The sequence below is a fragment of the Bacillus sp. T2.9-1 genome (assembly GCF_950097965.1).
In the GTDB taxonomy this organism is placed as follows: Bacteria; Bacillota; Bacilli; order Bacillales; family Cytobacillaceae; genus Niallia; species Niallia hominis.
The window spans coordinates 1-21675 of sequence record NZ_CATNHG010000117.1; the positions used below are offsets into that span (position 1 = coordinate 1).

Genomic DNA, 21675 nt, shown 5'->3' on the forward strand with positions numbered 1-21675 from the left:
TTACACTATACCAAAGAATGAGGTGTTATTTCATTTTATTAAACACTGTCAAGCAACATATTTAATAGACCATAGACGCAATACAACTAACGATTTGCACTTATTTTTTTGGTGCGAAAGTTGAGTTAATAATGAAAAAAAGCGTGGGATTCAAATAGGTACGGTAATGACTCATCCTGATTTTCGAAAATTAGGACTATCTCGTAAGTTAATGGAAATAGTGCTTGAACATTATGAGAACCAATATGATTTTATGTACTTATTTGCTAATTCTACTGTGCTAGATTTCTATCCTAAGTTTGGTTTTAAGCGAGTACCGGAACATCAGTTTACAATGAATATACCGTCAAGAATAATTCCAGTCAGAAGAGTGACTAAACTGAATGGTACTGATTCTGAAGTGTTAAATAGAATTTTCCAATATAGTAGAGGTAGATTACCAGTATCTTTTATTTTTGGTTCAGAGAATTCACAGGAATTGCTTATGTTTTATTGTCTAAATGTCTTTAGTCAGGACATCTATTACATAGATGATTTAGATTTGTTTACAATTCATATGCACGATGGGGAAACTCTCCATCTTTTTGATGTAATTAGCCAAAAGGAAGTAACTATTTCTGATGTTATAAATAGAATTGCTAACGAAGATACGAAAAATGTAGTTTTTCATTATACTCCAGATTACCGGGATATTGTAATTAGTAAAAAGTTAATTGATACCGAGAACGATGTGCTGTTCATAAAAATAAAAAATAATTTAGATTTACCTGAATATTTCAAGCATCCCATTACAGTACAAGCTTAGTATTTATATATATTACTAGTAAAGAGAGGGATATAAAAATGAAGTATTTATTATATGGTTCATTAGGGTTAGTAGTAATTTTTATTGTTTTATATTTAGTAGGTTATTATTCTTTAGGAATTATTATAAATATAATGGAATGGTCAACAAAATATATTTTACCTTGGGTGGCTCTATATTGGTTTATTCAATTTGTAAAAGGTAAAAAAAGAATAAAATTTTCTATTAAGAAAACCAGCTAGTAGTTTGTAATCATTTTTCAATAAAGAACTTAAATATTATTGGAAGTTTTTGTTTTCTATTAAAACAATTGGTTTTATTTGTAAGAGTTTGGTGGCCTAAGCGTGATAGGTAAGATCGAGAGTTATGCATCCCACTATTCCTATTTTCTAATCATGTGGCTTACGACAACTGTATTGAAGAAGACTAGGAGCATCAATGGAAGGTAAACAAAATTCCTCTTAGTCTATAATAATTTGATGATTGACAATACTCGTTCATTAGAATATAAAGGAAGAAATTACTATTAAAAACACAAATTTGGTAATTCAGATACTAATGGAGGTTGTCTAAATGTTCAAATCCTTTGTTTTTAGACACCTTCCTTTTAATGGGGTGTAATTAACTTGTTTATGAATCTCGTATTACTGTTTATTTTGGAAGTATGTACTATTGTAGCAGTTAGCTATTGGGGCTTTGTTGTTGGTAAAGGAATAGTTTTTAAAATACTACTAGGTATTGGTGCACCCTTATTGATCATGATGATATGGGGGCTATTTGGTTCCCCAGCAGCACAAATACCCTTAACAGGGGGATATCGTATTTTACTTGAAGTAACTATTTTCGGGTGTGCGATTTTGGCACTATTAGCTGTAGGTAAACCGACATTAGCATTTGTCTTTGGGGCATTAGTCATAGTTAACAAAATCCTAATGTATGTATGGAAACAATAAGCCATGTAGTCATCAACAAATAAAGGGGATAGGTGAATGGAGAATGCGTTTCGAATCAAACTAGGTGGAGTTATGTCTATCATTGCAGGTTTCTCTCTTGCTACAGCTCACTCTATTAATCTACTGTTTTCAAATGGGGAAGGTATAGTAATAGGAAAAGCCATTGTATTTATTGCTCATCTTCTCATCGTTTTTGCGTTTTTTGGATTTCATGAATCACAAAGAGATAAAAATGGTATTTTCGGATCAATAGGTATGGTTTTAGGTGTAATTGGCACGATTATCGTAACGGCCATTGTGTTTGTCGAGATGGCTGGCGTTTCAAATGTTAAGATTGATGAAATATTTGCAGTTAGTACAAATCACTTTATTTACTCGTTTGGTCCACTGCTTTTTGTATTGGGGATGATCTTCGTTGGTATTTCAATGGTGAGAGCGAAACTATTTCCATCTGCAGTTGGACTATTACTTATTCTTGGAACGATTGTTTTTGCACTAGGGACGGTAGCAGGAAATTTAGAACCGCTCATCTCCACAACCGGGGCAATTATTACTGGACTCGGGTTTATATGGGGAGGACTCTTTCTTTTTAGGAGGAATTCTATGTGAACGATAAAAATCGAAGCTTAATGATTTTTTCTCCAATATTAGTTGTTGGTTTAGGATTTTTGACAGCAACCATTGCTGTGCGGTTAATCAATGAATGGGCATGGGTACCGCTAGCTATTATTTATTGGAGTACGATGGCATTTATAATCTATCGTCATAAAAGAACTACTTTTACAAGTTGGTTGCAAAAGCCAAAGGGCATAAAGGCTGGATTATTTTAGCCTTTTCCGTCACTCCTTCCTGCCTGCATTCATATTTGGATGGCATACATTAGATTCAGGATTAATCATCTCACTTTGGATACTTACTTTTCTTATTAATCCGCCTCTGGAGGAGGGCTTCTGACGTGGGGAGTGTTTTCCATTGCAAATCGGAGTCCTGTCACCTGGACTGCCGTATTTCTAATGGGTTTAGCATGGGGTACATATTTTTATAAGACAAAAAGTTTACGTTGGGTGATTGTTGCTCACATTTTAAACCTTTGTGTTCCAGTGTTTTTAAATAAATTTACGGGGATGTAGAGACTGTTCATTCATATGTTTTAGCTAGATGCAACCTCTATTGAGCTTACCCACTGCAAGTGAAACTTATTTTTCTTTCATTAAAATTAGGCTCATTTATTGGTAACGTTAATTTCCATTTCATCAGCTACTTGATACGGCCGATAACGCTGGGCGTTCTCATTAGCTACTGAAAAAGATATGCTATTCGAAAGGATTAGTAGTGAAGAAGCACTCATCGCTGATGTCGTTTATCTTGCGCTTCAATTAACACTATTATAGTCAACATTGTTCTTTACATAGCTGAAAATAAAATATGAGGTGGCTTTATGAAAATATTCCATAGCAAGGATTTTGTAATTACAGCACAAGGTATAAGCAGTGTAGAGAGCATTACAATAGGGGGGGATAAAACAAAGCATCTTAATACAAGCGGATAATCCTGGTGCACCTGTTTTACTCTTTATTCATGGAGGCCCAAGCATGCCGGTGCCTGGTGTCTCCAATAGGGGACGTGATTATGCTTTAGTAATGACGACAAAGGAATTAGTCAAGCATTTTACAGTTGTTTTCTGGGATCAGCGTGGTACAGGTAAATCGTATGCAAAGCAAATTCAAAAAATACGATGAACTTAAAGCAATTTATTCAAGATGGGTGTGAGGTTACCGATTATTTAAGGAACCGGTTTAGTCAAGAAAAAATCCACCTCATGGCACATTCGTGGGGGAGTGTGATTGGACTGTCGCTTGCCGCATCTTATCCAGAAAAATATTATTCATATACCGGGTTCTCACAAATTACGAACTGGGTTGAAAATGACAAGTTAAGTTACAAGTGGCTGATGGAAATATCGAAGGTGAAGAATCATCAAAAAGCGATAAAGGATTTGCTTGCCGTTGGGGAGCCACCTTATTTAGATGGATTTAAACAGTGGGCTGCAATTCGTAAATGGCAATTTAAATACAATTCGATGTTCCATGATGCAGGTGATAAAAAGTCAGCGACATTTTTTTCGGGACTTAAAATTATGTTGCAGTCACCGGATTACTCTCTTATCGACGTATACAATTCCCTTATACGCGGCTTTAAACTCTCGTATACGGAAGAATTGCTCAACGATATTAATACCTTCGACTTCTTTACAGAGGTTCCCTCATTACAAATACCTGTCATGTTTATTCATGGAAGTAAAGAAAAGCATGTTATGCCTGAACTAATTAAAAGATACTATGAGAATCTAGATGCTCCAGAAGGAAAAAGGTTATTATGGTCGGATAAATCTTCCCATGCCTTTCATTTGGATGATGCAAGGGAAAATGAGCAGAGGTTAATCCAATACCTGCTTTAATTTAAAAGGTTCTAACTATTTATTAGAGAAGCAAACCACTACAAAAGGTGAGGAGGAGAGAGAAGAGAATGGAATTTAAAGAGTTTCCGATTATTAACACGGATCGTTTTTTACTTCGACAAATGTCATTAGCTGATGCTCCAGGTGTCCTAGAGGTACTATCGGATAAAGATGTTACAAAAGATATGGGGATTCGCCCTTTAACAAGTGTAGAGGAAGCAGAAGGTGTAATTTCATTTATGAACAAACTATTTGATTTAAATCAAGCACTTAGGTGGGGGATTATTAAAAAAGATACGAATACTCTTATAGGAACGTGCGGATTCAATGGTTGGGAGGTCCAACGCGGGTCTAGGGGTGAGGTTGCTTATGATTTAGGAAAGCAATATTGGCGAAAAGGATACATGACTGAAATATTAACTCATGTCATCGGTTTTGGCTTTCATGAAATGAATTTGCATCGCATCGAGGCATTTACCAACATAGATGCAACACCGTCAAAAGAAATTTTACGTAAGTTTGGTTTTTATCAGGAAGGGGTTTTACGTGGCTACTCCTTGATTAATGGGGAGTATGCAGATCAATATTGTTATTCTCTTTTAAAAACCGAGTGGGATTTTCAGATGTACAAAAGAATTAGAGCTAATGATCGGATATAAGCACCGTCCACTTAAATACCATCAATCAAGGATATTCTATTTACATGTTAGACACATTACACCTGAAGAATAGGGAAGGATATAGTATTTGAATTAAAATTTTTCTTTAAATTTAGAAGGGCAGGATGGATTAGTTAACTCTGAAAAACTATATTGAAGAACACCATAAATAAGTAATGATAAGCGGGAGAGAATTATGAGTAACAACCAATTAATACACTTTGAAAAAATATATAATTTTCGTGACATCGGAGGGGTAAAAACAGAGCAAGGATCTACCTTAAGACAAGGTGTACTCTATCGCTCTGGTAAATTATCTAACATGACTCCATGTGATCTGGAAAGAATGAAGAAATATAAGATTAAAACAATCTTAGACCTTCGATCAGAAAAAGAATACAACAAGAATATGCCCTTATTACTGACTGCAGAAGAGATTAATTCTGTGAACATTCCTCTACTTCCCATAGAGACTCAAGATGCTAATTTCCGAAAGTTTCTTAGCTTTTTGTTTCGAAAGACAGGAGCAGACGATTTTAAAAACTTTACTAGGGAGTATTATCATAGTATTGCATTCTATCAAACTCCACAAATAAAAAAGGTATTTACCTTAATCTCTGATGATAAAAATTGGCCGGTGCTCATCCATTGTTCAGCTGGAAAGGATCGAACAGGGATTATTGCATCAATCATTCAGTCCTTAGTTGGGGTTCCATATCAAAGGGTATTGGAAGAATATCTCTTAACCAACGATTACTTCAAACATCGATTAGATAAATTTATAAAAGTTATGAGATGGATGACACTTTTCCAAGTGTCCTCAGAGCGTATAGAATTCATATTAAAGGCGCATCCCGAAGTGCTCGAGCAACTATATGCCAATATTAACGAGCGATATGGAACCGTTGAAACCTATCTTATGGAGGCTTGCCAACTAGAGGTAGAGATTTTGGATAGACTGAAGCAGAATCTAGTCCTTAAAAGTATAGAATAGAAATGAGTGATAACTGATGAATTCAAGAAATATTTTGAAACGATTGTAAAAAAAACGGCAAACTCTTCTGTTTTTTTTTGCCTAGTAGGGAACTCACTTAAATCATCATTCACTTTTAGATGCTTCAGTAATATCTGTCTTTATAACTGTTCTTACTGCGCAGTACAACGATACTGCGCAGTGAAAATCTGTAAAAAATGTACTTAAAGGTTATTTAGGGTAGATTGTCTCTATAAACAAAAGGTGTTATGTTTTTTTACACTACAAATGCTGAATTAAGCATGTACAAAAACGCTCGTTTAAAGATGTACATTTTTGATTTCCCCTGTATATTACAACTTTACATGGAGTGGCGGGTATGATAGCCTTGGTTGGCTTGCCAGCCCTTGTTACTGCTGGCTTTTTAGCGGCATAATCATGCCCGCAGAGGCTCCGTGTCAAGTTGTAATTATGCACTCACTTGTATAGAGAGCCGTATAACGGTCAAAAGTGTACATGCTTATATAAGCAAAAATGTACATTTTGATACAGACATTTACATTTACACAATTGATTTCTAAATTTTGTTGGAATTTTTTATGTAATTTCCTCAAGTATAGACAGAAAGTCGCTAATAACCCCAACATCCATATAACCATGATGGAAGTCAGATAATCCAAACAAATTCAATGTTTTTGCCTCTAGTTATCTGGTTATTGTTAGTAATTTCTAATTGGGAGTAATCTACAAGTTTTGCTATATGTATATGATCTCTTTCTGTGACTGTATTTGCTTTCGGTTTTAACATAAGTACTTCAGGTTGGTGTGGTATTTGAGAAAAACAAGAATCTACAGAATTATTATAAAAGGCTTCGAAATTTCCCTTTATTTCCGTACAAAATAGCTATCAAATAGTCCCCCTCAGTAAAATACCCTTAGTATCAATATATCCATAAAGTTAATTTAAATATTAAAGAAATAAATTTTTATATGAAGAATTAGCAGGTGAGCATCTATCTTTGTTTAATAGAAACGTTGTAAAGTAAAAAGGAGGTGAGAGCATTGCCAAAGTATTATCCAAATTTTAAAACCGGAGAAGTAGTGGAAGCAAAAAAATTATGGGGAAAGAATAAAATTGATTTGTATAAGGAAGGGTATCTAGTTAATTTCTTTAAATCTAATCAATATAATGGTCAAGAGTATTTCATATTAAGAAAAAAAGTGGGGGATTATTATCAATTTGAAAAGGTTAGCAGATATGGTACCACAAATAAATTACCTTTATTTCTAATTAAAGGTTGGACAATTGTTAAGGCTCCTGAAGGAGTTGAACTTAGAAGAGATTAAACTACCAACATGCATGTATTTTTAAGCCATCTAACAGGTCTTCACAACACAATAAAAAGCATACATATAAAACACAATATACACTCCTAAACCCTGTGTAATGAGGAAAGGGGAGTGATGTAATATGGCTACATCTAAAGAATTTAAAAACAAAGTTACACCACCAAATTGGAGTAATATTGATGGAGAAAACAATCAAGAAATAACAGTTTCTACTGAGGAACTAAATAAAAAAGTTGAAGAATATGAAAAAAAGGATTTAAAACAAGTCTCAATAAAAGACACAGAAAATCTCCCTATCTGGAAGAGTGTCTTATACGACGAAGACGGAAATGAATATATTGGACCGAAAGGATTTAAGGTAGAATACATAGATAATGAAGTTCGACTTGTTGGCCCATTTTTAAGGAAATCAGATAAAGGCTTTAGTTATATACATCGAGGTTTTTTGTCGGAATACCTCATAAAAAATGTTCCTGTCATCAATTCAACGGGAAAGTTATATTTTTTTGATAATGGGGTGTATAGACCAGCGAATGAGAATGAGGATAAGGGGATAGTAAAAGAGTTATTAACACCTGAATATGCTAAGTCCCAGGTTATAAATGATGTTGTTCAATTGTGGAAGATAGATAGTCGAATTAATAAGTTTCCGCACGAAATAAATAAGTATCCCTTTAAGTTAAATCTTCTAAATGGAACATTTGATTTACAAACTTGGGAGTTTACTAAAGGTCACTCAATAGATAACTATTCTACAATTCAAATACAAGCAAACTATGATCCGAACGCTAATGGAGAAAACTTCAATAAGTTTATTAATAGTGCAGTACCGGATAAAGAACTTCAAATGCTGCTGCAGGAAATGGTAGGGTATTGTTTAACTCCATTAACAGATTCCAAAAAGATGATTTTCATATTTGATGGACCGGGAGATGCAGGGAAAAGTACTTTTATCACAGCAACTCTAGAGAATCTCTTAACCGATAATGCTAAATCACACATTCCATTACAAGACTTGTCTGATAATGAGTACAAACAAGCAGAATTGTTTGGGAAGGTTGTCAATATATTTGCTGATCTACCCGCTAAAGGAATTAAAGATAATGGCTATTTAAAAGCGGCTACCGGGAATGATAGGATATCTGCACGAAGACCATATGGACAAGTATTTGAGTTTTATAATAAAGCAAAGTTTGTTTTCTCCACAAATGGTCTACCGGATAATTACAGTAAAGATACTAGTGATGCTTTTTACAACAGGTTAAGTATTATCCCTTTTAAGCATGTACCTGCAAAAAAAGACCCTCACCTGAAGGAAAAATTATACAAAGAGAAGGACGCTATCCTGCTTTGGATTCTAGACGGACTAAGAAGATTGATACATGAAAATAATTTTAAGTTTACAGAAAGTAGGGAATCTAGTGAACTAGTCCAAAGATACAGAGAAGAGAATAATCCTGTAATGAAATTCATGAATGAACATTGCGAATTTAATCCAGATGCTGAGACAGCGCGTATTAATCTGTTTACAGCATGGCAAAATTTCTGTGAACAAAATGGACACATTGCGGGAAGTCAAACAAAGTTTAATAAAAAAATTGAAAGTATATATGGTAATCTGGTTAAACGTAGCCAAATGAATAACAGTAGAAGGACTAAGTCTTGGAAGGGTTTAAAACTACTTGATTTTGATGAAATTTAAATTGCAGACGGGTATTAAACCCGTCTTTAATTTTGTAAAAATAGAACCCAAGTTGAACCAATCTTGAGCCAATAATGAACCAAGTGTTTGCAAGCGAGAAAAGGGTTGAGCCAAATGAACCAGTTTAATTATTAAAACAGTAGTATATGTGAGGTGTATACAAATAATCTCTTGTAGTTTTGTAATGCTTTTCAAAATGGTCATTTAGGTAAATAGTAGTTCAAACGGCTCAAGTATTGATACTAATAGAATCGCAAGGCTTAAAACTAGTTCAACAAAACATCCAAAAGTGGTTCAATGCTTCTTGTGATTCCTTCCAAAATAAAGGTAAGAACAAGTGTTTGTTTAAGTGTATAAGTAGAAAGATTACACTAAAGATACTTGGAGGGATTCTCTTGAAAAACAAGGATATACTTCGTAAGAAGGCTGATTATGAACTAATAACGTTTAACCATTTTCAGTACAATTTCTTCATTGCAAGATTTAAGAAATGCTTTTTATTGCCAGATGAAACTGAACCATTCTTCTATTTCATATATGTACTTAAAGAGGATTACAGAGTGGCAGGCAAAAAAAGGGAAAGACAAAAATTGAAAAGTATAATGTAATGTGTTTTAACCAAGATTTTAAAGATTTTAACCAAATGATTTTGCTGCTTTGTCCGATTTTGGAAGAGTATATACTAGAGCCAGATGTTCGATACAAATTAATCAAGTTAGCGCGAAAGTTACATCCATGTCAGTAGGGACTAGTCCCTGCTGTTTTTTTATTTTTAAACAAGGGTTGTTATAAGTTATGTCTAATAGAAAGGTATATGAAAATTCCGTTAAGGTCTGGTCAGTTTTTAACAATCAATTTAAAAATGAAAGGGGAGGATTTTGATGAATCAAAAAGTAGAAATTAGAAGAAATATAGTTGTTGAGAAGTTAGTGGAGTTAAACTTATTTCATGCAAGATACGGTTTGAAAGTAAAGGGTTACATATATAACGATAGGGATGAGGAGTTGGAAGGAGTACTTATAGAGGAGCGAAGAAGCCTAGGCGAAGAGCCGAATGTTTATCTCCTATCAGATATAGAATATACAAACATTTTGAATGGTTTCTATAATTATGATTTAAAAGAGGCGAAGAGGTTACTGTTACAAGATTGTACATTTTCACTTGCTAGAAACGATAAAACAGGTTTTTATCAGTTTACTTTTATTCGATCTATTAATGATATTTTTGTTTTTATGTGTTCGAAAGAAGAAAGAGATTATTTATTCAATTTTTTGATAGGTTAGTTTATAGTTGGCCCTGATATTATCTTTAAGACGCGCTATAATGTATGTAATTAGTAATTGGGGGTGACCTAAAATTGAAAGAGATTAATTCGAGAATAAGATATTTGGCATTTCTTATATTCTGGACGCTGCTAATTGGTGGAATTAGTTCTGTCATGTTGTATCCTATTAATCATTTCACATTAAAAATTGATATAGTTTTCTATTATTCCTTATTCATATTAGCATTTGTAAGCAGTGGAATATTTTATCACATATTTTATTCTGTAATTATTTTTGGAAGTGCCGAAAATCCTAGTGAGAAAAAGGAAAGATTTTGGGATACATTATCGATTGTTATATTTAGTATAATTGTATTAATCTTTGGCATAATCGTTTATTTATTATCAGGTATTCTGGCTTATGGTATTGTGACATTCTTTGTTTGTCTTAGTGGAGTATATACTTGGTGTTTGCCAATGCTTGACATAAAAAAATTGCTAAAAGAAAGAGAACAGAAATATAATAAAGTGTTTATTGATGAAAATGGTCATAAGCGTATGTGGTTTAAAGTTTAAAAAAGTATGTCTCCTAACAGTATTGTTGGAAGTAGACATACTTTTTTATTTATAATATGTCCCTTATTGCTTTGCTAATGGTGAAAAAAAAATTCAACCGAAAAAAATGCTACAGAGTAAAAATGAGCGATATTGATAAGGAAAAAAATGAAAAAAATAGGTCGTGCAAGAAATCGCTTAACATTTAATCATTTTGCAGATAAAAAAAATCAACTGACCGATTTTGGGGGAAATGAAGAAATAACAACAAATAATTAATTGAACGAGACGAAAAAAATAAATAACTAAAGTAGGGGTCCTACCAACAAAACGCGGAAAACATACGCTAAGCAAATTTCGACATGAAAAAAGCCGATTTTTCCTACGCTAAGGAATCATCGGCTTGATATTAAAAGATAGTTATCCTGCACAACAAGATAGTTTGGATACATCTTTGTCAAACGTTAGAGCAGCCAGCTTCAGTCCTTCTGCCATTGTCAAATATGGTGCAAGGGTTTCGCGAAGATCCTCTACGGTTAAACCGAATTTGACAGCTAATGTCGCTGCATAAATCACGTCTCCTGCGTTTTCTGCAACCACATGAGCCCCTAATATTTTTAACGTTTTCGCGTCCGCGACCAGTTTAAACACACCTGTTGTTTCCCGATTAACCAGTGCTCTTGGAACGGCATCTAACGGCAAAACGGATGTTTTCACTTCATATCCTTTCTCTTTCGCCTGTTGCTCCGTTAAACCAACCGTTGCAATTGCTGGAGCTGTAAATGTAACCCCCGGAACCACTTCTAAATTCAGCTTTTTGTTCAGTCCACCGATAGCATTTCCTGCCGCAACTCCACCTTGATAAGCTGCTACATATACAAATTGAGGACCAAGCGTGACATCTCCTGCTGCATAGATGCGTGAATTCGTTGTTTTTGAATACTCATCGATTACGATTTCACCACGGGGGCCTACTTCAACGCCTGCATCCTGTAAATTCAAGGTTGCCGTGTTTGGTGTTCTTCCTGTGGCAACCAGTAATTGATCTGCCTCAATGATTCGCTTCTTGCCATTTACCTCAACATGGACCTTTTTAATGTCTCCATCTTGTTCGATTCGTTCAAAAGATGCTCCCGTCACTAAGTTGACCCCTTGTTCTGTCAAGGCTTGCGTGATTGCTTCTGAAACCTCAGGATCGTATTCCTTTAACAAACGCGGGCTTCTTTGCATCAATGTGACTTCTGAGCCTAGATTATGGAAGAGTTGTCCCAATTCCATCCCGATATAGCCAGAACCGATGACCGTAAGACGCTTAGGAACCTTCTTTAATTCAAGCAGAGTTGTGCTTGTTAAATAATCGACTTCATCCAGTCCAGGAATGTTTGGCACTGCTGGTGAAGCACCTGTCGCGATTAAGAATCGTTTGGCTGACAACTGAATGCTATTGACTTCAACGGTTTTTTCATCTACGAATTTCGCTTCGCCTTTGATTAATTCAAAGCCGTAGTCATCAATCAAATCCACATATTTTGAGTTTCGAAGATCCGTCACCAGTTCATTTTTCTGCTTGATCAATGGTGCCAAATCAACGTCACCAGCTGACGTGTGCAATCCGATGAATGGATTATTTTTTGCCAGATGATTGATTTCGCCAGCCCGAAGCAAAGTCTTTGAAGGAACACAGCCGATGTTCACGCATGTTCCACCAACCGTACCACGTTCAATGATTGCCACTTTTGCTCCGTATTTCACGGCTTCGATGGCAGATGAAAAGGCAGCCCCACCAGAACCGATGATGATGTAGTCATAATCACCTTCATCACCTAACTGCATCATTTCTTGCGATTGTACTTCTTCTGCTTCGCCTGGTTGATATTTCGCTTCAGCAATCGCTTTTTTCGCTGTTTCAACCTCTAAGCCATTTGGTAGCTCAAATACAGCTTCGCCACGGCGAAAATCTACTTCAATCCCTCTTGCACCCATGTTTTCAAGAGCAACAGCTACATGCTCTTCACAACCCGTACAAGTCATTCCTTGAACGTTCACTCGATATTTTTTCATGTTAACTCCCTCCTTTTATTCGACTCCAAGCCCGAAATCCGAAACTGCCGTCTTAATTGCCTGTAAATCCGTTTTCTTATCATTAAAGGAAACCGTTACTTCGCCCTTGCTTCCACTGACTTTAATGGCTGTTTTGCTAACGCCATCTATCTCTTCCAGGACGCTTTCTACAACAGACGGCGGACAACAATCCATCCCCAAAACCGTGAATGTCCCTGTTTTAGTTGTTTCAATGGTAGCTTTTACTTCCTTCTTAGCATCTATAGTATTTTGTGCTTCTTTTTCGTTGCTACACGCACTAACCACTAACAGAAGGGATAATAGCATCATAATCCTAATTATTTTTACGCTCATATAAAGCACCTCATTTTTTATAGTCCACCTTCAACTAGAAATAAAAAAAGAAACATGCAGAAAACGAAAAACGTCGTGATCCATAAGCCGATGATAGAACTCTTCCTTTTGCCTTTTCTCCCGTAAACCATGTAAAAGGAGTATGCAAGAAGGATGATGGTAACGATGCTGAACAATAACCGATACTTCAATGAGTAGAAGGCGATTGCTCCTGCAAATCCAGTTAATCCAAGAGGAATAAAAATCAGTGGACCCAAGCAGCATGCAGCCATACCAAAAGCTGAAAATATAGTGGCTAACTGTGACACTTTTTCCTTCATGATTTAAACCTCTTCATACTGCAACAATCATGCGTTGTTGTTTCTTTCGTTGTTTCATTTTTAATTTCTGGGTTCAGTTTTCTCCATCCTTTGAAAAGGGTGAAAACAAATAACAGACCCATCACGATGAAAATAACATCTTTAAATTCCGTGAAGTATGAGCCCAGTGCCGTTCCCGCAAACAACGGAAGCAGTAAAAACAAATGGCACGGACATGTGATTAGTGCGACAAGAAACCAACCTGAACTTTTTATTGTGTTTTTCATCCTGTTTCACCTCTTATTTCTTCATCAGTGTTTCAATAATGGGACATTCGTAAATATCTTTGTTTTCGGGACATCTTTCTTTAAGATCCATCAGCATTTGTTCAATTCTTTTGAGATCTTCAATTTTACGCTGGATGTCCTCTATCTTAAGAACGGTGAAATCATACATATCACGGCACTTTGCTTCATCGCGATCAACGACTCCTAGCAACTTATCAATTTCATTTAGCGTAAAGCCTAGTTCCTGCATCCTCTTTATGAAATTCAATCGATCGACCGTTTGTTGTGAATACATTCGGTATCCCTTTTCGGTACGATTAGGCTCTGGAATTAACCCTAAACGTTCATAATATCGAATGGTCTCTTTATTAACGCCGCACTTTTCAGCCAGTTCTCCAATACGAAATTGCATTTATCTCACCTCATATAAAGTATAAACCCTGTACCATAGTACATAGTCAATATATATATTACTCCCTTCAATTAAATGATTCCAATGCCGAAAACGACCGTTTTTGGTTAAAAACAGAGAACTTCTCTAAAACCTCAAAAACTACTTAAAATGCATAACCAAAAATATGACCAAAATCTAAATACCAATATATCTATTACAAACCCCTTTTTGGTATAGTTAGGACATTAAAAAAGGGGGAATTCTTGTTGAAATTTGGATATGCACGTGTCAGTACACAAGATCAGTCATTATCGTTACAACTCGATGCATTGACTCACTACGGAGTGGACCAGACTTTTGAAGAAAAGGAGTCAGGCAAGAGAAAAAACCGTCCGCAGCTTGACGAGCTTCTTAAAGTTTTGCGTAAAGGCGACACGGTAGTTGTCTATAAATTAGACCGTATCAGTCGTAGTACCAAACATTTAATTGAGCTTATGGAACATTTTGAATCAAAGGGTATTCATTTTGTCTCCATACAAGACAAGATTGACACGACAACTGCTATGGGACGATTCTTTTTTAGAATGTTGGCCAGCATAGCAGAATTAGAACGAGATATTATTAGTGAACGAACGAAAGATGGATTGACGGCTGCTAGAGCTAGAGGAAGAAACGGAGGCAGACCGAAGGTTGATTTAAAGAAAATAGAACTTGCTATAAAAATGTACGAAAGCAAAGATTACTCTTTATCTCAAATTAAGACGGCAACAGGGATTGGAGCGACAACCTTATATCGTTATCTAGAAAAGAAAAAGATATCTAGCAAGGAGTTGTAGCATGAGAGGGAAAGAATTACTAACAGAAGATCAAAGAACGGAATTTGTACGAATTCCAGCTGATATGAGCGAAAGTGAACTAGAAACTTATTATACTTTTTCACAATATGACCTTGAAATTATTAAACGACACAGAAGAGATCATAATCGTTTAGGCTTTGCTGTTCAATTATGTGTTCTACGCTACCCAGGATGGTCCCTTTCAGATGTTGGACCTATACCAGATTACATAATCCAATACATAGCTGGACAAATAAATGTTAATCCTAATTCATTTTCTTTATATGCCCAACGAGAGCCAACTAAACATGAGCATATGGAAGAAATCCGTCAAGTTTATGGTTATCAAAATTTTTCCCTAGGGAACTACCGCAAGGTAGCTCAGTTTCTGTTGAATCATGCCCTTCAAAATGGAAATTCAATGTATCTTCTTCGTACAGCACAAGAAGAACTACGGAATCAGAAAATTATTCTCCCTGGTATGACTACTATAGAAAGACTTGTTTGGGAAACTCGTCAACGAGCAGAGGAAAGAATTTTTAAATCATTAACTTGTACTCTATCTAAATGGCAAAAACAAAAGTTAGATAAACTTATAGATCCATTTGTAGACAATAGAAAAACCCCCTTAGCATGGCTTAGAGAACTTCCCGGACACTCTTCACCTGAAGCCTTTTTAAAAGTAATAAAGCGCTTAGAATATATTCGAGATTTAAAATTAGAAATAAATTCAGAACATATCCATCCCAATCGTTTACTTCAATTATCTCGTATTGGAGCAAGGTATGAACCACACTCATTTCGAAGGTTTAAAGAAAAAAAGAAATATGCAATTCTCGTGGCATATCTTGTGACTCATAGTCAGGATTTAATTGACCAAGCAATTGAAATTCATGATCGACAAATGATGATCTTGCAATCAAAAGGACGTAAAACACAAGAAGAAATGCAAAAAGAAAATGGAAAAGCAGTGAATGAAAAAGTCGTACATTTTGCAGATATTGGTTCAGCACTTATCCAAGCACGAAATGAAGGGCTTGATCCATTTAATGCTATTGAAAAGATTATGCCGTGGGATAAAATTGTTTCTTCCGTCGAAGAAGCTCAAAAATTAGCCCGACCGATGGATTACGATTATCTAGATTTGTTAGAAAATCGTTTTTCTTATCTAAGAAAATATACTCCTACTTTTCTTAAGTCTTTTGAATTTCGTTCTACACAAGGTACAGAGCCACTATTGCAAGCCTTAAAGACGCTAAATGAAATGAATGAATCTGGTAAAAGAAAAATTCCAAATGATGCCCCGGTAGATTTTATTCCTAAACGTTGGAAGAAGCATGTTTATGGTGATGATGGAATAATTAACCGACACTATTACGAGATGGCTGCACTAACAGAGTTGAAAAATCATATTCGTTCAGGCGACATATCCGTAGTCGGTAGTAGACTTCATAAAGATTTTGAAGAGTATCTTGTTCCTAAAGAAGATTGGACAACAACTCGTCTTACGGATACTAAACTAGCCGTTCGTTCATCGGCAGATGAATATCTTGAGGAAAGAAGAAAGTCACTAGCTCAACGCCTTACATGGGTTTCAAATAATCTTGATTCTTTAGAAGGAGTAACTATCGAAAAGGCTAAGATCCGATTGGACCGTTTGGAGAAGAATACACCCGAAGAAGCGAGAGCTTTTAGCCTGTCTTTATATAATATGTTGCCAAGAATAAAGCTCACTGATCTTTTAATGGAGGTAGCACACTGGACAGGATTTGACGAAATGTTGATACATGCCTCAACCAATCGCCCGCCAAAGGGAGAGGAAAAAGTTGTTCTCATGGCTGCTCTCATGGCGATGGGAACTAACATAGGACTTACTAAAATGGCAGAAGCGACACCAGGAGTTACTTATCATCAAATGGCTAATGCAGCACAATGGCGTTTATTTGATGATGCTATAAGTCGTGCACAAGCGACATTAGTAAATTTTCAACATAAGCTTAAACTAGCTTCCTATTGGGGAGATGGAAGTACCTCTTCTTCTGATGGAATGCGCGTACAGGTTGGTGTTTCATCGTTACATGCCGATGCCAATCCACACTATGGGTCTGGAAAAGGGGCAACCATTTATCGATTTACCAGTGATCAATTTTCAAGTTTTTATACGAAAGTCATTAATACTAATGCTCGTGATGCTGTCCACGTTATTGATGGATTACTTCATCATGAGACAGATTTAAATATTGAAGAGCATTTTACAGATACAGCTGGCTACGCCGACTCAGTATTTGGATTGAGTCATTTACTAGGATTTCGTTTTGCACCAAGGCTACGTGATTTAGCTGACTCTAAGCTATTCACGATCCAAACGCCAAGTGAATTCCATAAATTAGAAAATATACTCCGTGGTCGTATTAATACAAAAATTATTCAAGAGAATTTCGATGACGTATTACGTGTAGCTCATTCTATTCGAGAAGGAAAAGTGTCCGGTTCACTTATGATGGGGAAATTAGGGTCGTATGCGAGACAAAATAAACTTGCAACTACTTTGCGAGAAATGGGGAGAATCGAAAAGACCATTTTTATTTTGGATTACATATCTAACGAAACACTACGCCGTCGAATTCAACGGGGACTAAATAAAGGAGAAGCGATGAATGGGTTAGCGAGAGCCTTATTCTTTGGAAAACGAGGTGAGTTGCGGGAACGAGGAATACAAGACCAGCTACAACGTGCAAGTGCTTTAAACATTCTAATTAATGCCATTAGTGTATGGAATACCGTTTATCTTACAGAAGCAACAAAACTATTGAAGGAAAAAGGGAATTTGAGAGAAGACTTACTTAAACATATTTCTCCATTAGGATGGGAACACATTAATTTTCTTGGTGAATACAACTTTGATGCAAGAAAAGTAACAAGTCTACATTCCCTACGCCCTCTTCTTCAATAATATTAAAGGCCGATGATTCCTTAGCGTAGGAAAAATCGGCCTTTTTACCTCGGAATTTCTCTTAGCGTATGTTTTCCGCGTTTTGTTGGTAGGACCCCAAGTAAAACTTATTATAGAAGGTTTTAGAAAAGAAACAAACAAGATGAACTATATAATTCAAAAAAGGAGTGTGCTTACAAATGAAAAATTGGGTTGATCTTCAGCAAGATATTTTAGAAGCTAAAGAACTATTTGGAGAATTTATCAGTTGGTTAGAAATTGCTTTCCGCTGGTCATTCTTTTCTGTGATTATTTTATTGATTGGCTGTGTAATTATCAAATGGCTTCTTCAAAAGAATAAGATGGTTGGAGAAATCACGTTTGGTATGTTAATTGGTTTTTGCTCAATGTGGATATTTGGTAGTTTTGTTATTTCATTTTTTGCATATACAAACTGAAGCTGTGCTTCAGTTTGTATATGGACATTATTTTTTCTATAGCAATTTCGTAGAATATTTGCATAGAATAGGTATTCCATGCAATTAGTTAACAAAATAACAGTAAAAAGGAAATGAATTATGGCAAATAACAGTAAAAAAATATTGCATAGAATTATTTATGCCAAAAAATCTGGAGGAGAGAATATGATTAACCAATTTGTAGAAGAAGCACTGAGAGGAAAATCAGAACAGACAATTAAGACTTATGTTCACTCAATTAAGCAATTTAGTGATTGGTTGGAAGGGGCTGGAGCAGATTTATCAAATTACGCGAGAAGCGACGTTCAACAATACATTGATTATTTAGTGAGTAGACGCAAGAGCCCAGCAACAGTAAATAAAATTTGGAATGCGATTAAGAAGTATAGCAAATGGTCTCAACAAGTGAATACAATAGAAGATATTTCGGTTGTTAAACCTACTAACTATAAAAATGAGGCCCCTAAAGCACTAGACAGGTTAGAATTGAATAGGTTGATACGAGAAATTGATAGAACTGAGAATAAAAGAGATATGGCTATTCTACAAGTATTGTTAAATACAGGTTTACGGCTTTCTGAATTGGTTGCCTTAGATATATCAGATATCGAAGTAAGTGAGAGAAAAGGTCAGGTTACTGTAATTAAAGGAAAAGGAAACAAACAGAGAACAGTTCCACTTAATAAAGAAGCACGAAGAGCATTAGTTAAATATCTTGAAGAAAGGTCTGACAATGAAGAAGCACTATTTCTATCAAATAGAGGTAAAAGAATAAGTGTTAGAACAGTGCAATATTTAATAGAAAAGCAGGGTTTCAATGTTCATGCTTTAAGACATACTTTTATAACAGGATTAGTTCGAAGTGGACAGGATATCAGCGTAATCCAATCTTTAAGTGGACATTCAAGCGCTGACATGATACTTAGATATTCTGCTCCTACTCCTGAGGACAAACAGATTGCAGTAGAAGAAATTTGGACTAGGTGACCTTTACTAGTTTTATTAATCATTAATATTTGAGATCAATTATTATAATGGCTAATAAAATTACTATAATACTTTGCCATAAATAAAGGGTTATGCTATTTCATATAGAAGTGTAGGTATATCAGGACAATTATTCCCCTTTAAAATCCTGAATGTGTTCCTCTCCAAGGTGTAACTTAGACAAATTTCTTTTGCTAGCCCTTTCTAGGACATAAAATGGTCAAACAGTAATTTTTGCTGTTTGACCATTTTTATTAAATATCAAAATGTGACAATTTTGTGAAAGGTTATCTATGAACGAACAATAATATCATTTCATAGATAAAAAGGCAGGGTTATGCAGATAATGCATTTTTAATCTAACTTGTATATTATTTTAATATAATTAAATATTTATCTACGATTTTGCCGCCAATTCAAATCATAGAGAAGTGGGTTTACAAGCGTATCAAGGGTCTTTTATAATCAAAATCAAGTTAGAAAATTATCTATTAACAATTTTTTTGCAAGGGGATTTGTTATATGAGAAAAATTTAGGGATTTAAAAAGGGGGAAGTTTTAATGGGAAAACCAACAATTTATATGAATTTTGATGATCAAAATTCAAAAACGCTTCTAGGTATAACAATTAAGGCAACTAAGATGTTACAACATATGGGAGATCAATGAGATAAAACAGTTGAATTATATAATAATGTTGCTAGCGCGGTAGAAAACATTATTATAAGTGAGGGAGAAATATATGAAGGTGGACTCGATATTATAGAAGAGTATGTAACCATCAGTAATAGGAGACGATAGCCCAAATAAATTCGTCACAGATATCTTATGACATACCGATTTGGTCTTTTGATAAAGGTGCTATACTACCTAAAAGTAAGGTAATTGCACTTTAAAGGAGGTGGTTAATAAAAGTAAAACATGATTGCTACTAACCGTTACTTATTGTTGCGTCATTGGCGTGGGCAACTCTAAGCAAAACTATTATTTGGTGTTATATAGGTGATTCTATTTATGGTAATTATATATTACCACGGAATCTCCTTAATGAAAAGGGGGAATTTTAGTGAAAAAAATAGCAGTAGGTTACTTTATGGTTAATTTAAATGAATCAAACTGGCAAGTTATAAGTGATATGTACAAAGCGCTTTACGAATATTGCAATAATAAGAACTACTCGTTACATGCTGTGTATCACGATATTAGTGAAGAATTAACTGAATATCAATTACTCAACGCTGCATATAGACCAACTTTCAAGGATTTTAAAAGAAGAGTATCAGAAGACAGAAGGATTGACCATGTTCTATTACCAGTACTTTCAGAGAGTTATTATGATGATGGATATGATGATTTATTGGAAGTTCCTCACTTTGGAAAAATCTCAATGTTTTATGTAAATAGTCCAGAGATTCCTGAGGAAGCATACGAATTTGATGGAATACCTTTCTAAGAGATTCAAGATGGATTTTGAATAAAAATATAGATTTAAAAAAGGAGGAGTTTTTATGTTGGAACAGTTAAAAACAGCAGTAGGATATGTAAGGTTTGCTTCATTAGAAGATGGAGGTTTGCAACGAAGTAATGCAATTGTAAATTATTGCACCAATAAAGGAATTCTAGTCGAAAAGATTCTTGATGATCGAGAAAGTGGATATTCTCCATTAGTAACGCGTAATGGTGGTTGTAAACTAATCGATTACGTCGATAGTGGAGAAATTGACTATATCATACTCTCATATTTGCATGAATTGAGTAGAGACAATGAAGAACTTTATCATTTCTTAAAATTATTGAAGGAAAAAGGGATTGAGTTGATTGTACTTTCATCAATAAATATTGAAAGAAGTTATTTTGAAAACCTTTTTAAAGATTTCGCAGATAGAGATTTTCAACTACCTAGACTAGAAAGAGGTTATTTATATGAATAACGATAAATTTCATGTTGGAGTAATTAATTCAAGTTTCGGGATTCAAATAGCGGGTGCTGATGTTTGCTTTAAAGAAGGTGAGGTAGTTTATATCCTTGCTGAAATTTATGATAAAGAAAATCCAGAATGCATTATGTGGTATGTAGTATTAAAACCTTTAAGTAAGGATTCATTAAGGATTAACTCAGAATTTGTCGATTTAATGTTCCTAGAGAATGTTCCTCGATTTCCACATTAGAATGAACTATGGCTTCACATACAAGTATAAGAAAAGTCCTGCGGTAATATGTCAAGTACCAAAATCTAAGGAATTGGAAATTGTAAGCCAACCAATACCTAAAAAAGACAATACTTAAGAAACCCAGTAAGATATTAAACCATTTACTGGAAAATATT

At 35.0% G+C, this 21675-nt stretch carries 29 protein-coding genes; 23 read left to right on the top strand and 6 right to left on the bottom strand.

Translation table 11 applies throughout. From position 1 onward, the window contains the following. Positions 1-148 precede the first annotated feature (148 nt). From QQZ16_RS17425 to QQZ16_RS23305, 6 genes are all read left to right on the top strand, one after another. Positions 149-805 carry a GNAT family N-acetyltransferase gene (locus tag QQZ16_RS17425; RefSeq protein ID WP_446715458.1) on the top strand — a complete coding sequence of 219 codons (657 nt, stop codon included), beginning with the start codon at positions 149-151 and terminating at the stop codon, positions 803-805. Positions 806-843: 38 nt separating this feature from the next. Then, a complete protein-coding gene (locus tag QQZ16_RS17430) occupies positions 844-1047 on the top strand; it encodes a hypothetical protein (protein WP_031537000.1) in 204 nt (67 codons plus the stop codon). A 390-nt stretch (positions 1048-1437) separates the two neighbouring features. After that, on the top strand, positions 1438-1758 hold the full coding sequence (locus tag QQZ16_RS17435) for a YrdB family protein (RefSeq protein ID WP_031536999.1): 321 nt from the start codon (positions 1438-1440) through the stop codon (positions 1756-1758). Between the two features lie 36 nt (positions 1759-1794). Beyond that, the gene (locus tag QQZ16_RS17440; protein ID WP_031536998.1) at positions 1795-2367 is read left to right on the top strand and encodes a hypothetical protein; all 573 of its coding nucleotides are present in this window, start codon (positions 1795-1797) and stop codon (positions 2365-2367) included. Then, on the top strand, positions 2364-2588 hold the full coding sequence (locus QQZ16_RS17445; RefSeq protein WP_031536997.1) for a hypothetical protein: 225 nt from the start codon (positions 2364-2366) through the stop codon (positions 2586-2588). Before QQZ16_RS17440 ends, QQZ16_RS17445 begins: the two co-directional genes overlap by 4 nt. 132 nt (positions 2589-2720) lie before the next feature. Further along, positions 2721-2888, top strand: a complete 168-nt coding sequence (locus QQZ16_RS23305; protein WP_160314233.1) for a CPBP family glutamic-type intramembrane protease — start codon at positions 2721-2723, stop codon at positions 2886-2888. Between the two features lie 92 nt (positions 2889-2980). Here QQZ16_RS23305 and QQZ16_RS17450 read toward each other — a convergent pair whose 3' ends face one another. Beyond that, entirely contained in the window at positions 2981-3106 is a 126-nt protein-coding gene (locus tag QQZ16_RS17450; RefSeq protein WP_284561549.1) for a hypothetical protein, read from the bottom strand. A 244-nt stretch (positions 3107-3350) separates the two neighbouring features. Here QQZ16_RS17450 and QQZ16_RS17455 point away from each other — a divergent pair, with 244 nt between their 5' ends. From QQZ16_RS17455 to QQZ16_RS17500, 10 genes are all read left to right on the top strand, one after another. Then, positions 3351-3497 (top strand): hypothetical protein, encoded by a 147-nt coding sequence (locus QQZ16_RS17455; protein ID WP_284561550.1) that lies wholly within the window; start codon positions 3351-3353, stop codon positions 3495-3497. Further along, positions 3494-4216, top strand: a complete 723-nt coding sequence (locus tag QQZ16_RS17460; protein ID WP_284561551.1) for an alpha/beta fold hydrolase — start codon at positions 3494-3496, stop codon at positions 4214-4216. The genes QQZ16_RS17455 and QQZ16_RS17460 overlap by 4 nt, the downstream gene beginning before the upstream one ends. Positions 4217-4284: 68 nt before the next feature. After that, positions 4285-4875, top strand: a complete 591-nt coding sequence (locus tag QQZ16_RS17465) for a GNAT family N-acetyltransferase (protein ID WP_047944577.1) — start codon at positions 4285-4287, stop codon at positions 4873-4875. A gap of 196 nt (positions 4876-5071) precedes the next feature. Continuing rightward, positions 5072-5869, top strand: coding sequence for a tyrosine-protein phosphatase (locus QQZ16_RS17470; RefSeq protein ID WP_031536994.1), 798 nt, complete (start codon positions 5072-5074; stop codon positions 5867-5869). A 1041-nt stretch (positions 5870-6910) separates the two neighbouring features. Then, on the top strand, positions 6911-7195 hold the full coding sequence (locus QQZ16_RS17475) for a hypothetical protein (protein ID WP_026675551.1): 285 nt from the start codon (positions 6911-6913) through the stop codon (positions 7193-7195). Between the two features lie 124 nt (positions 7196-7319). Continuing rightward, positions 7320-8900 carry a DNA primase family protein gene (locus tag QQZ16_RS17480; protein ID WP_235252301.1) on the top strand — a complete coding sequence of 527 codons (1581 nt, stop codon included), beginning with the start codon at positions 7320-7322 and terminating at the stop codon, positions 8898-8900. Positions 8901-9295: 395 nt separating this feature from the next. Next, positions 9296-9508, top strand: coding sequence for a hypothetical protein (locus tag QQZ16_RS17485; protein WP_031536992.1), 213 nt, complete (start codon positions 9296-9298; stop codon positions 9506-9508). A 273-nt stretch (positions 9509-9781) separates the two neighbouring features. Beyond that, positions 9782-10183 (top strand): hypothetical protein, encoded by a 402-nt coding sequence (locus tag QQZ16_RS17490; RefSeq protein WP_031536991.1) that lies wholly within the window; start codon positions 9782-9784, stop codon positions 10181-10183. A gap of 104 nt (positions 10184-10287) precedes the next feature. Continuing rightward, positions 10288-10740, top strand: coding sequence for a hypothetical protein (locus QQZ16_RS17495; protein WP_284561552.1), 453 nt, complete (start codon positions 10288-10290; stop codon positions 10738-10740). Positions 10741-10872: 132 nt separating this feature from the next. Next, on the top strand, positions 10873-10998 hold the full coding sequence (locus QQZ16_RS17500) for a hypothetical protein (protein WP_284561553.1): 126 nt from the start codon (positions 10873-10875) through the stop codon (positions 10996-10998). A 141-nt stretch (positions 10999-11139) separates the two neighbouring features. Here the strand turns inward: QQZ16_RS17500 and merA are convergent, their stop codons facing one another. From merA to merR1, 5 genes are read right to left on the bottom strand one after another with little or no spacing between them, the layout of a single operon-like run. Next, on the bottom strand, positions 11140-12780 hold the full coding sequence (gene merA, locus QQZ16_RS17505) for a mercury(II) reductase (protein ID WP_031536989.1): 1641 nt from the start codon (positions 12778-12780) through the stop codon (positions 11140-11142). Between the two features lie 15 nt (positions 12781-12795). Continuing rightward, positions 12796-13134 (bottom strand): mercury resistance system substrate-binding protein MerP, encoded by a 339-nt coding sequence (gene merP, locus QQZ16_RS17510; protein ID WP_031536988.1) that lies wholly within the window; start codon positions 13132-13134, stop codon positions 12796-12798. A gap of 17 nt (positions 13135-13151) precedes the next feature. After that, positions 13152-13454, bottom strand: a complete 303-nt coding sequence (gene merT / locus QQZ16_RS17515; RefSeq protein ID WP_031536987.1) for a mercuric transport protein MerT — start codon at positions 13452-13454, stop codon at positions 13152-13154. After that, on the bottom strand, positions 13451-13720 hold the full coding sequence (locus QQZ16_RS17520) for a hypothetical protein (RefSeq protein ID WP_035416349.1): 270 nt from the start codon (positions 13718-13720) through the stop codon (positions 13451-13453). Before QQZ16_RS17520 ends, merT begins: the two co-directional genes overlap by 4 nt. Positions 13721-13733: 13 nt before the next feature. Continuing rightward, the gene (merR1, locus tag QQZ16_RS17525; RefSeq protein WP_031536985.1) at positions 13734-14132 is read right to left on the bottom strand and encodes a mercury resistance transcriptional regulator MerR1; all 399 of its coding nucleotides are present in this window, start codon (positions 14130-14132) and stop codon (positions 13734-13736) included. 248 nt (positions 14133-14380) lie between these two features. Between merR1 and QQZ16_RS17530 the strand changes: the two genes are divergently transcribed. From QQZ16_RS17530 to QQZ16_RS17560, 7 genes are all read left to right on the top strand, one after another. Further along, a complete protein-coding gene (locus QQZ16_RS17530) occupies positions 14381-14950 on the top strand; it encodes a recombinase family protein (protein ID WP_031536984.1) in 570 nt (189 codons plus the stop codon). Between the two features lies 1 nt (position 14951). Further along, the gene (locus QQZ16_RS17535; RefSeq protein WP_031536983.1) at positions 14952-17903 is read left to right on the top strand and encodes a Tn3 family transposase; all 2952 of its coding nucleotides are present in this window, start codon (positions 14952-14954) and stop codon (positions 17901-17903) included. Positions 17904-18082: 179 nt separating this feature from the next. Continuing rightward, on the top strand, positions 18083-18340 hold the full coding sequence (locus QQZ16_RS17540; protein ID WP_031536982.1) for a hypothetical protein: 258 nt from the start codon (positions 18083-18085) through the stop codon (positions 18338-18340). Between the two features lie 186 nt (positions 18341-18526). Further along, a complete protein-coding gene (locus tag QQZ16_RS17545) occupies positions 18527-19348 on the top strand; it encodes a tyrosine-type recombinase/integrase (protein WP_026675557.1) in 822 nt (273 codons plus the stop codon). A gap of 1066 nt (positions 19349-20414) precedes the next feature. Further along, entirely contained in the window at positions 20415-20801 is a 387-nt protein-coding gene (locus tag QQZ16_RS17550; RefSeq protein ID WP_031536981.1) for a hypothetical protein, read from the top strand. 55 nt (positions 20802-20856) lie between these two features. After that, positions 20857-21279, top strand: a complete 423-nt coding sequence (locus tag QQZ16_RS17555) for a recombinase family protein (protein WP_031536980.1) — start codon at positions 20857-20859, stop codon at positions 21277-21279. After that, a complete protein-coding gene (locus tag QQZ16_RS17560) occupies positions 21272-21517 on the top strand; it encodes a hypothetical protein (protein ID WP_026675560.1) in 246 nt (81 codons plus the stop codon). The genes QQZ16_RS17555 and QQZ16_RS17560 overlap by 8 nt, the downstream gene beginning before the upstream one ends. Positions 21518-21675: the final 158 nt, after the last annotated feature.

What these genes read in the sequence shown, in the direction of transcription:
- QQZ16_RS17430 (WP_031537000.1), top strand. Translation starts at nt 844, where the DNA reads ATGAAGTATTTATTATATGGTTCATTAGGGTTAGTAGTAATTTTTATT.
- QQZ16_RS17435 (WP_031536999.1), top strand. Translation starts at nt 1,438, where the DNA reads ATGAATCTCGTATTACTGTTTATTTTGGAAGTATGTACTATTGTAGCA.
- QQZ16_RS17440 (WP_031536998.1), top strand. Translation starts at nt 1,795, where the DNA reads ATGGAGAATGCGTTTCGAATCAAACTAGGTGGAGTTATGTCTATCATT.
- QQZ16_RS17450 (WP_284561549.1), bottom strand. Translation starts at nt 3,106, where the DNA reads ATGAGTGCTTCTTCACTACTAATCCTTTCGAATAGCATATCTTTTTCA.
- QQZ16_RS17455 (WP_284561550.1), top strand. Translation starts at nt 3,351, where the DNA reads ATGCCGGTGCCTGGTGTCTCCAATAGGGGACGTGATTATGCTTTAGTA.
- QQZ16_RS17460 (WP_284561551.1), top strand. Translation starts at nt 3,494, where the DNA reads ATGAACTTAAAGCAATTTATTCAAGATGGGTGTGAGGTTACCGATTAT.
- QQZ16_RS17465 (WP_047944577.1), top strand. Translation starts at nt 4,285, where the DNA reads ATGGAATTTAAAGAGTTTCCGATTATTAACACGGATCGTTTTTTACTT.
- QQZ16_RS17470 (WP_031536994.1), top strand. Translation starts at nt 5,072, where the DNA reads ATGAGTAACAACCAATTAATACACTTTGAAAAAATATATAATTTTCGT.
- QQZ16_RS17480 (WP_235252301.1), top strand. Translation starts at nt 7,320, where the DNA reads ATGGCTACATCTAAAGAATTTAAAAACAAAGTTACACCACCAAATTGG.
- QQZ16_RS17490 (WP_031536991.1), top strand. Translation starts at nt 9,782, where the DNA reads ATGAATCAAAAAGTAGAAATTAGAAGAAATATAGTTGTTGAGAAGTTA.
- merA (WP_031536989.1), bottom strand. Translation starts at nt 12,780, where the DNA reads ATGAAAAAATATCGAGTGAACGTTCAAGGAATGACTTGTACGGGTTGT.
- merP (WP_031536988.1), bottom strand. Translation starts at nt 13,134, where the DNA reads ATGAGCGTAAAAATAATTAGGATTATGATGCTATTATCCCTTCTGTTA.
- merT (WP_031536987.1), bottom strand. Translation starts at nt 13,454, where the DNA reads ATGAAGGAAAAAGTGTCACAGTTAGCCACTATATTTTCAGCTTTTGGT.
- QQZ16_RS17520 (WP_035416349.1), bottom strand. Translation starts at nt 13,720, where the DNA reads ATGAAAAACACAATAAAAAGTTCAGGTTGGTTTCTTGTCGCACTAATC.
- merR1 (WP_031536985.1), bottom strand. Translation starts at nt 14,132, where the DNA reads ATGCAATTTCGTATTGGAGAACTGGCTGAAAAGTGCGGCGTTAATAAA.
- QQZ16_RS17535 (WP_031536983.1), top strand. Translation starts at nt 14,952, where the DNA reads ATGAGAGGGAAAGAATTACTAACAGAAGATCAAAGAACGGAATTTGTA.
- QQZ16_RS17540 (WP_031536982.1), top strand. Translation starts at nt 18,083, where the DNA reads ATGAAAAATTGGGTTGATCTTCAGCAAGATATTTTAGAAGCTAAAGAA.
- QQZ16_RS17545 (WP_026675557.1), top strand. Translation starts at nt 18,527, where the DNA reads ATGATTAACCAATTTGTAGAAGAAGCACTGAGAGGAAAATCAGAACAG.
- QQZ16_RS17555 (WP_031536980.1), top strand. Translation starts at nt 20,857, where the DNA reads ATGTTGGAACAGTTAAAAACAGCAGTAGGATATGTAAGGTTTGCTTCA.
- QQZ16_RS17560 (WP_026675560.1), top strand. Translation starts at nt 21,272, where the DNA reads ATGAATAACGATAAATTTCATGTTGGAGTAATTAATTCAAGTTTCGGG.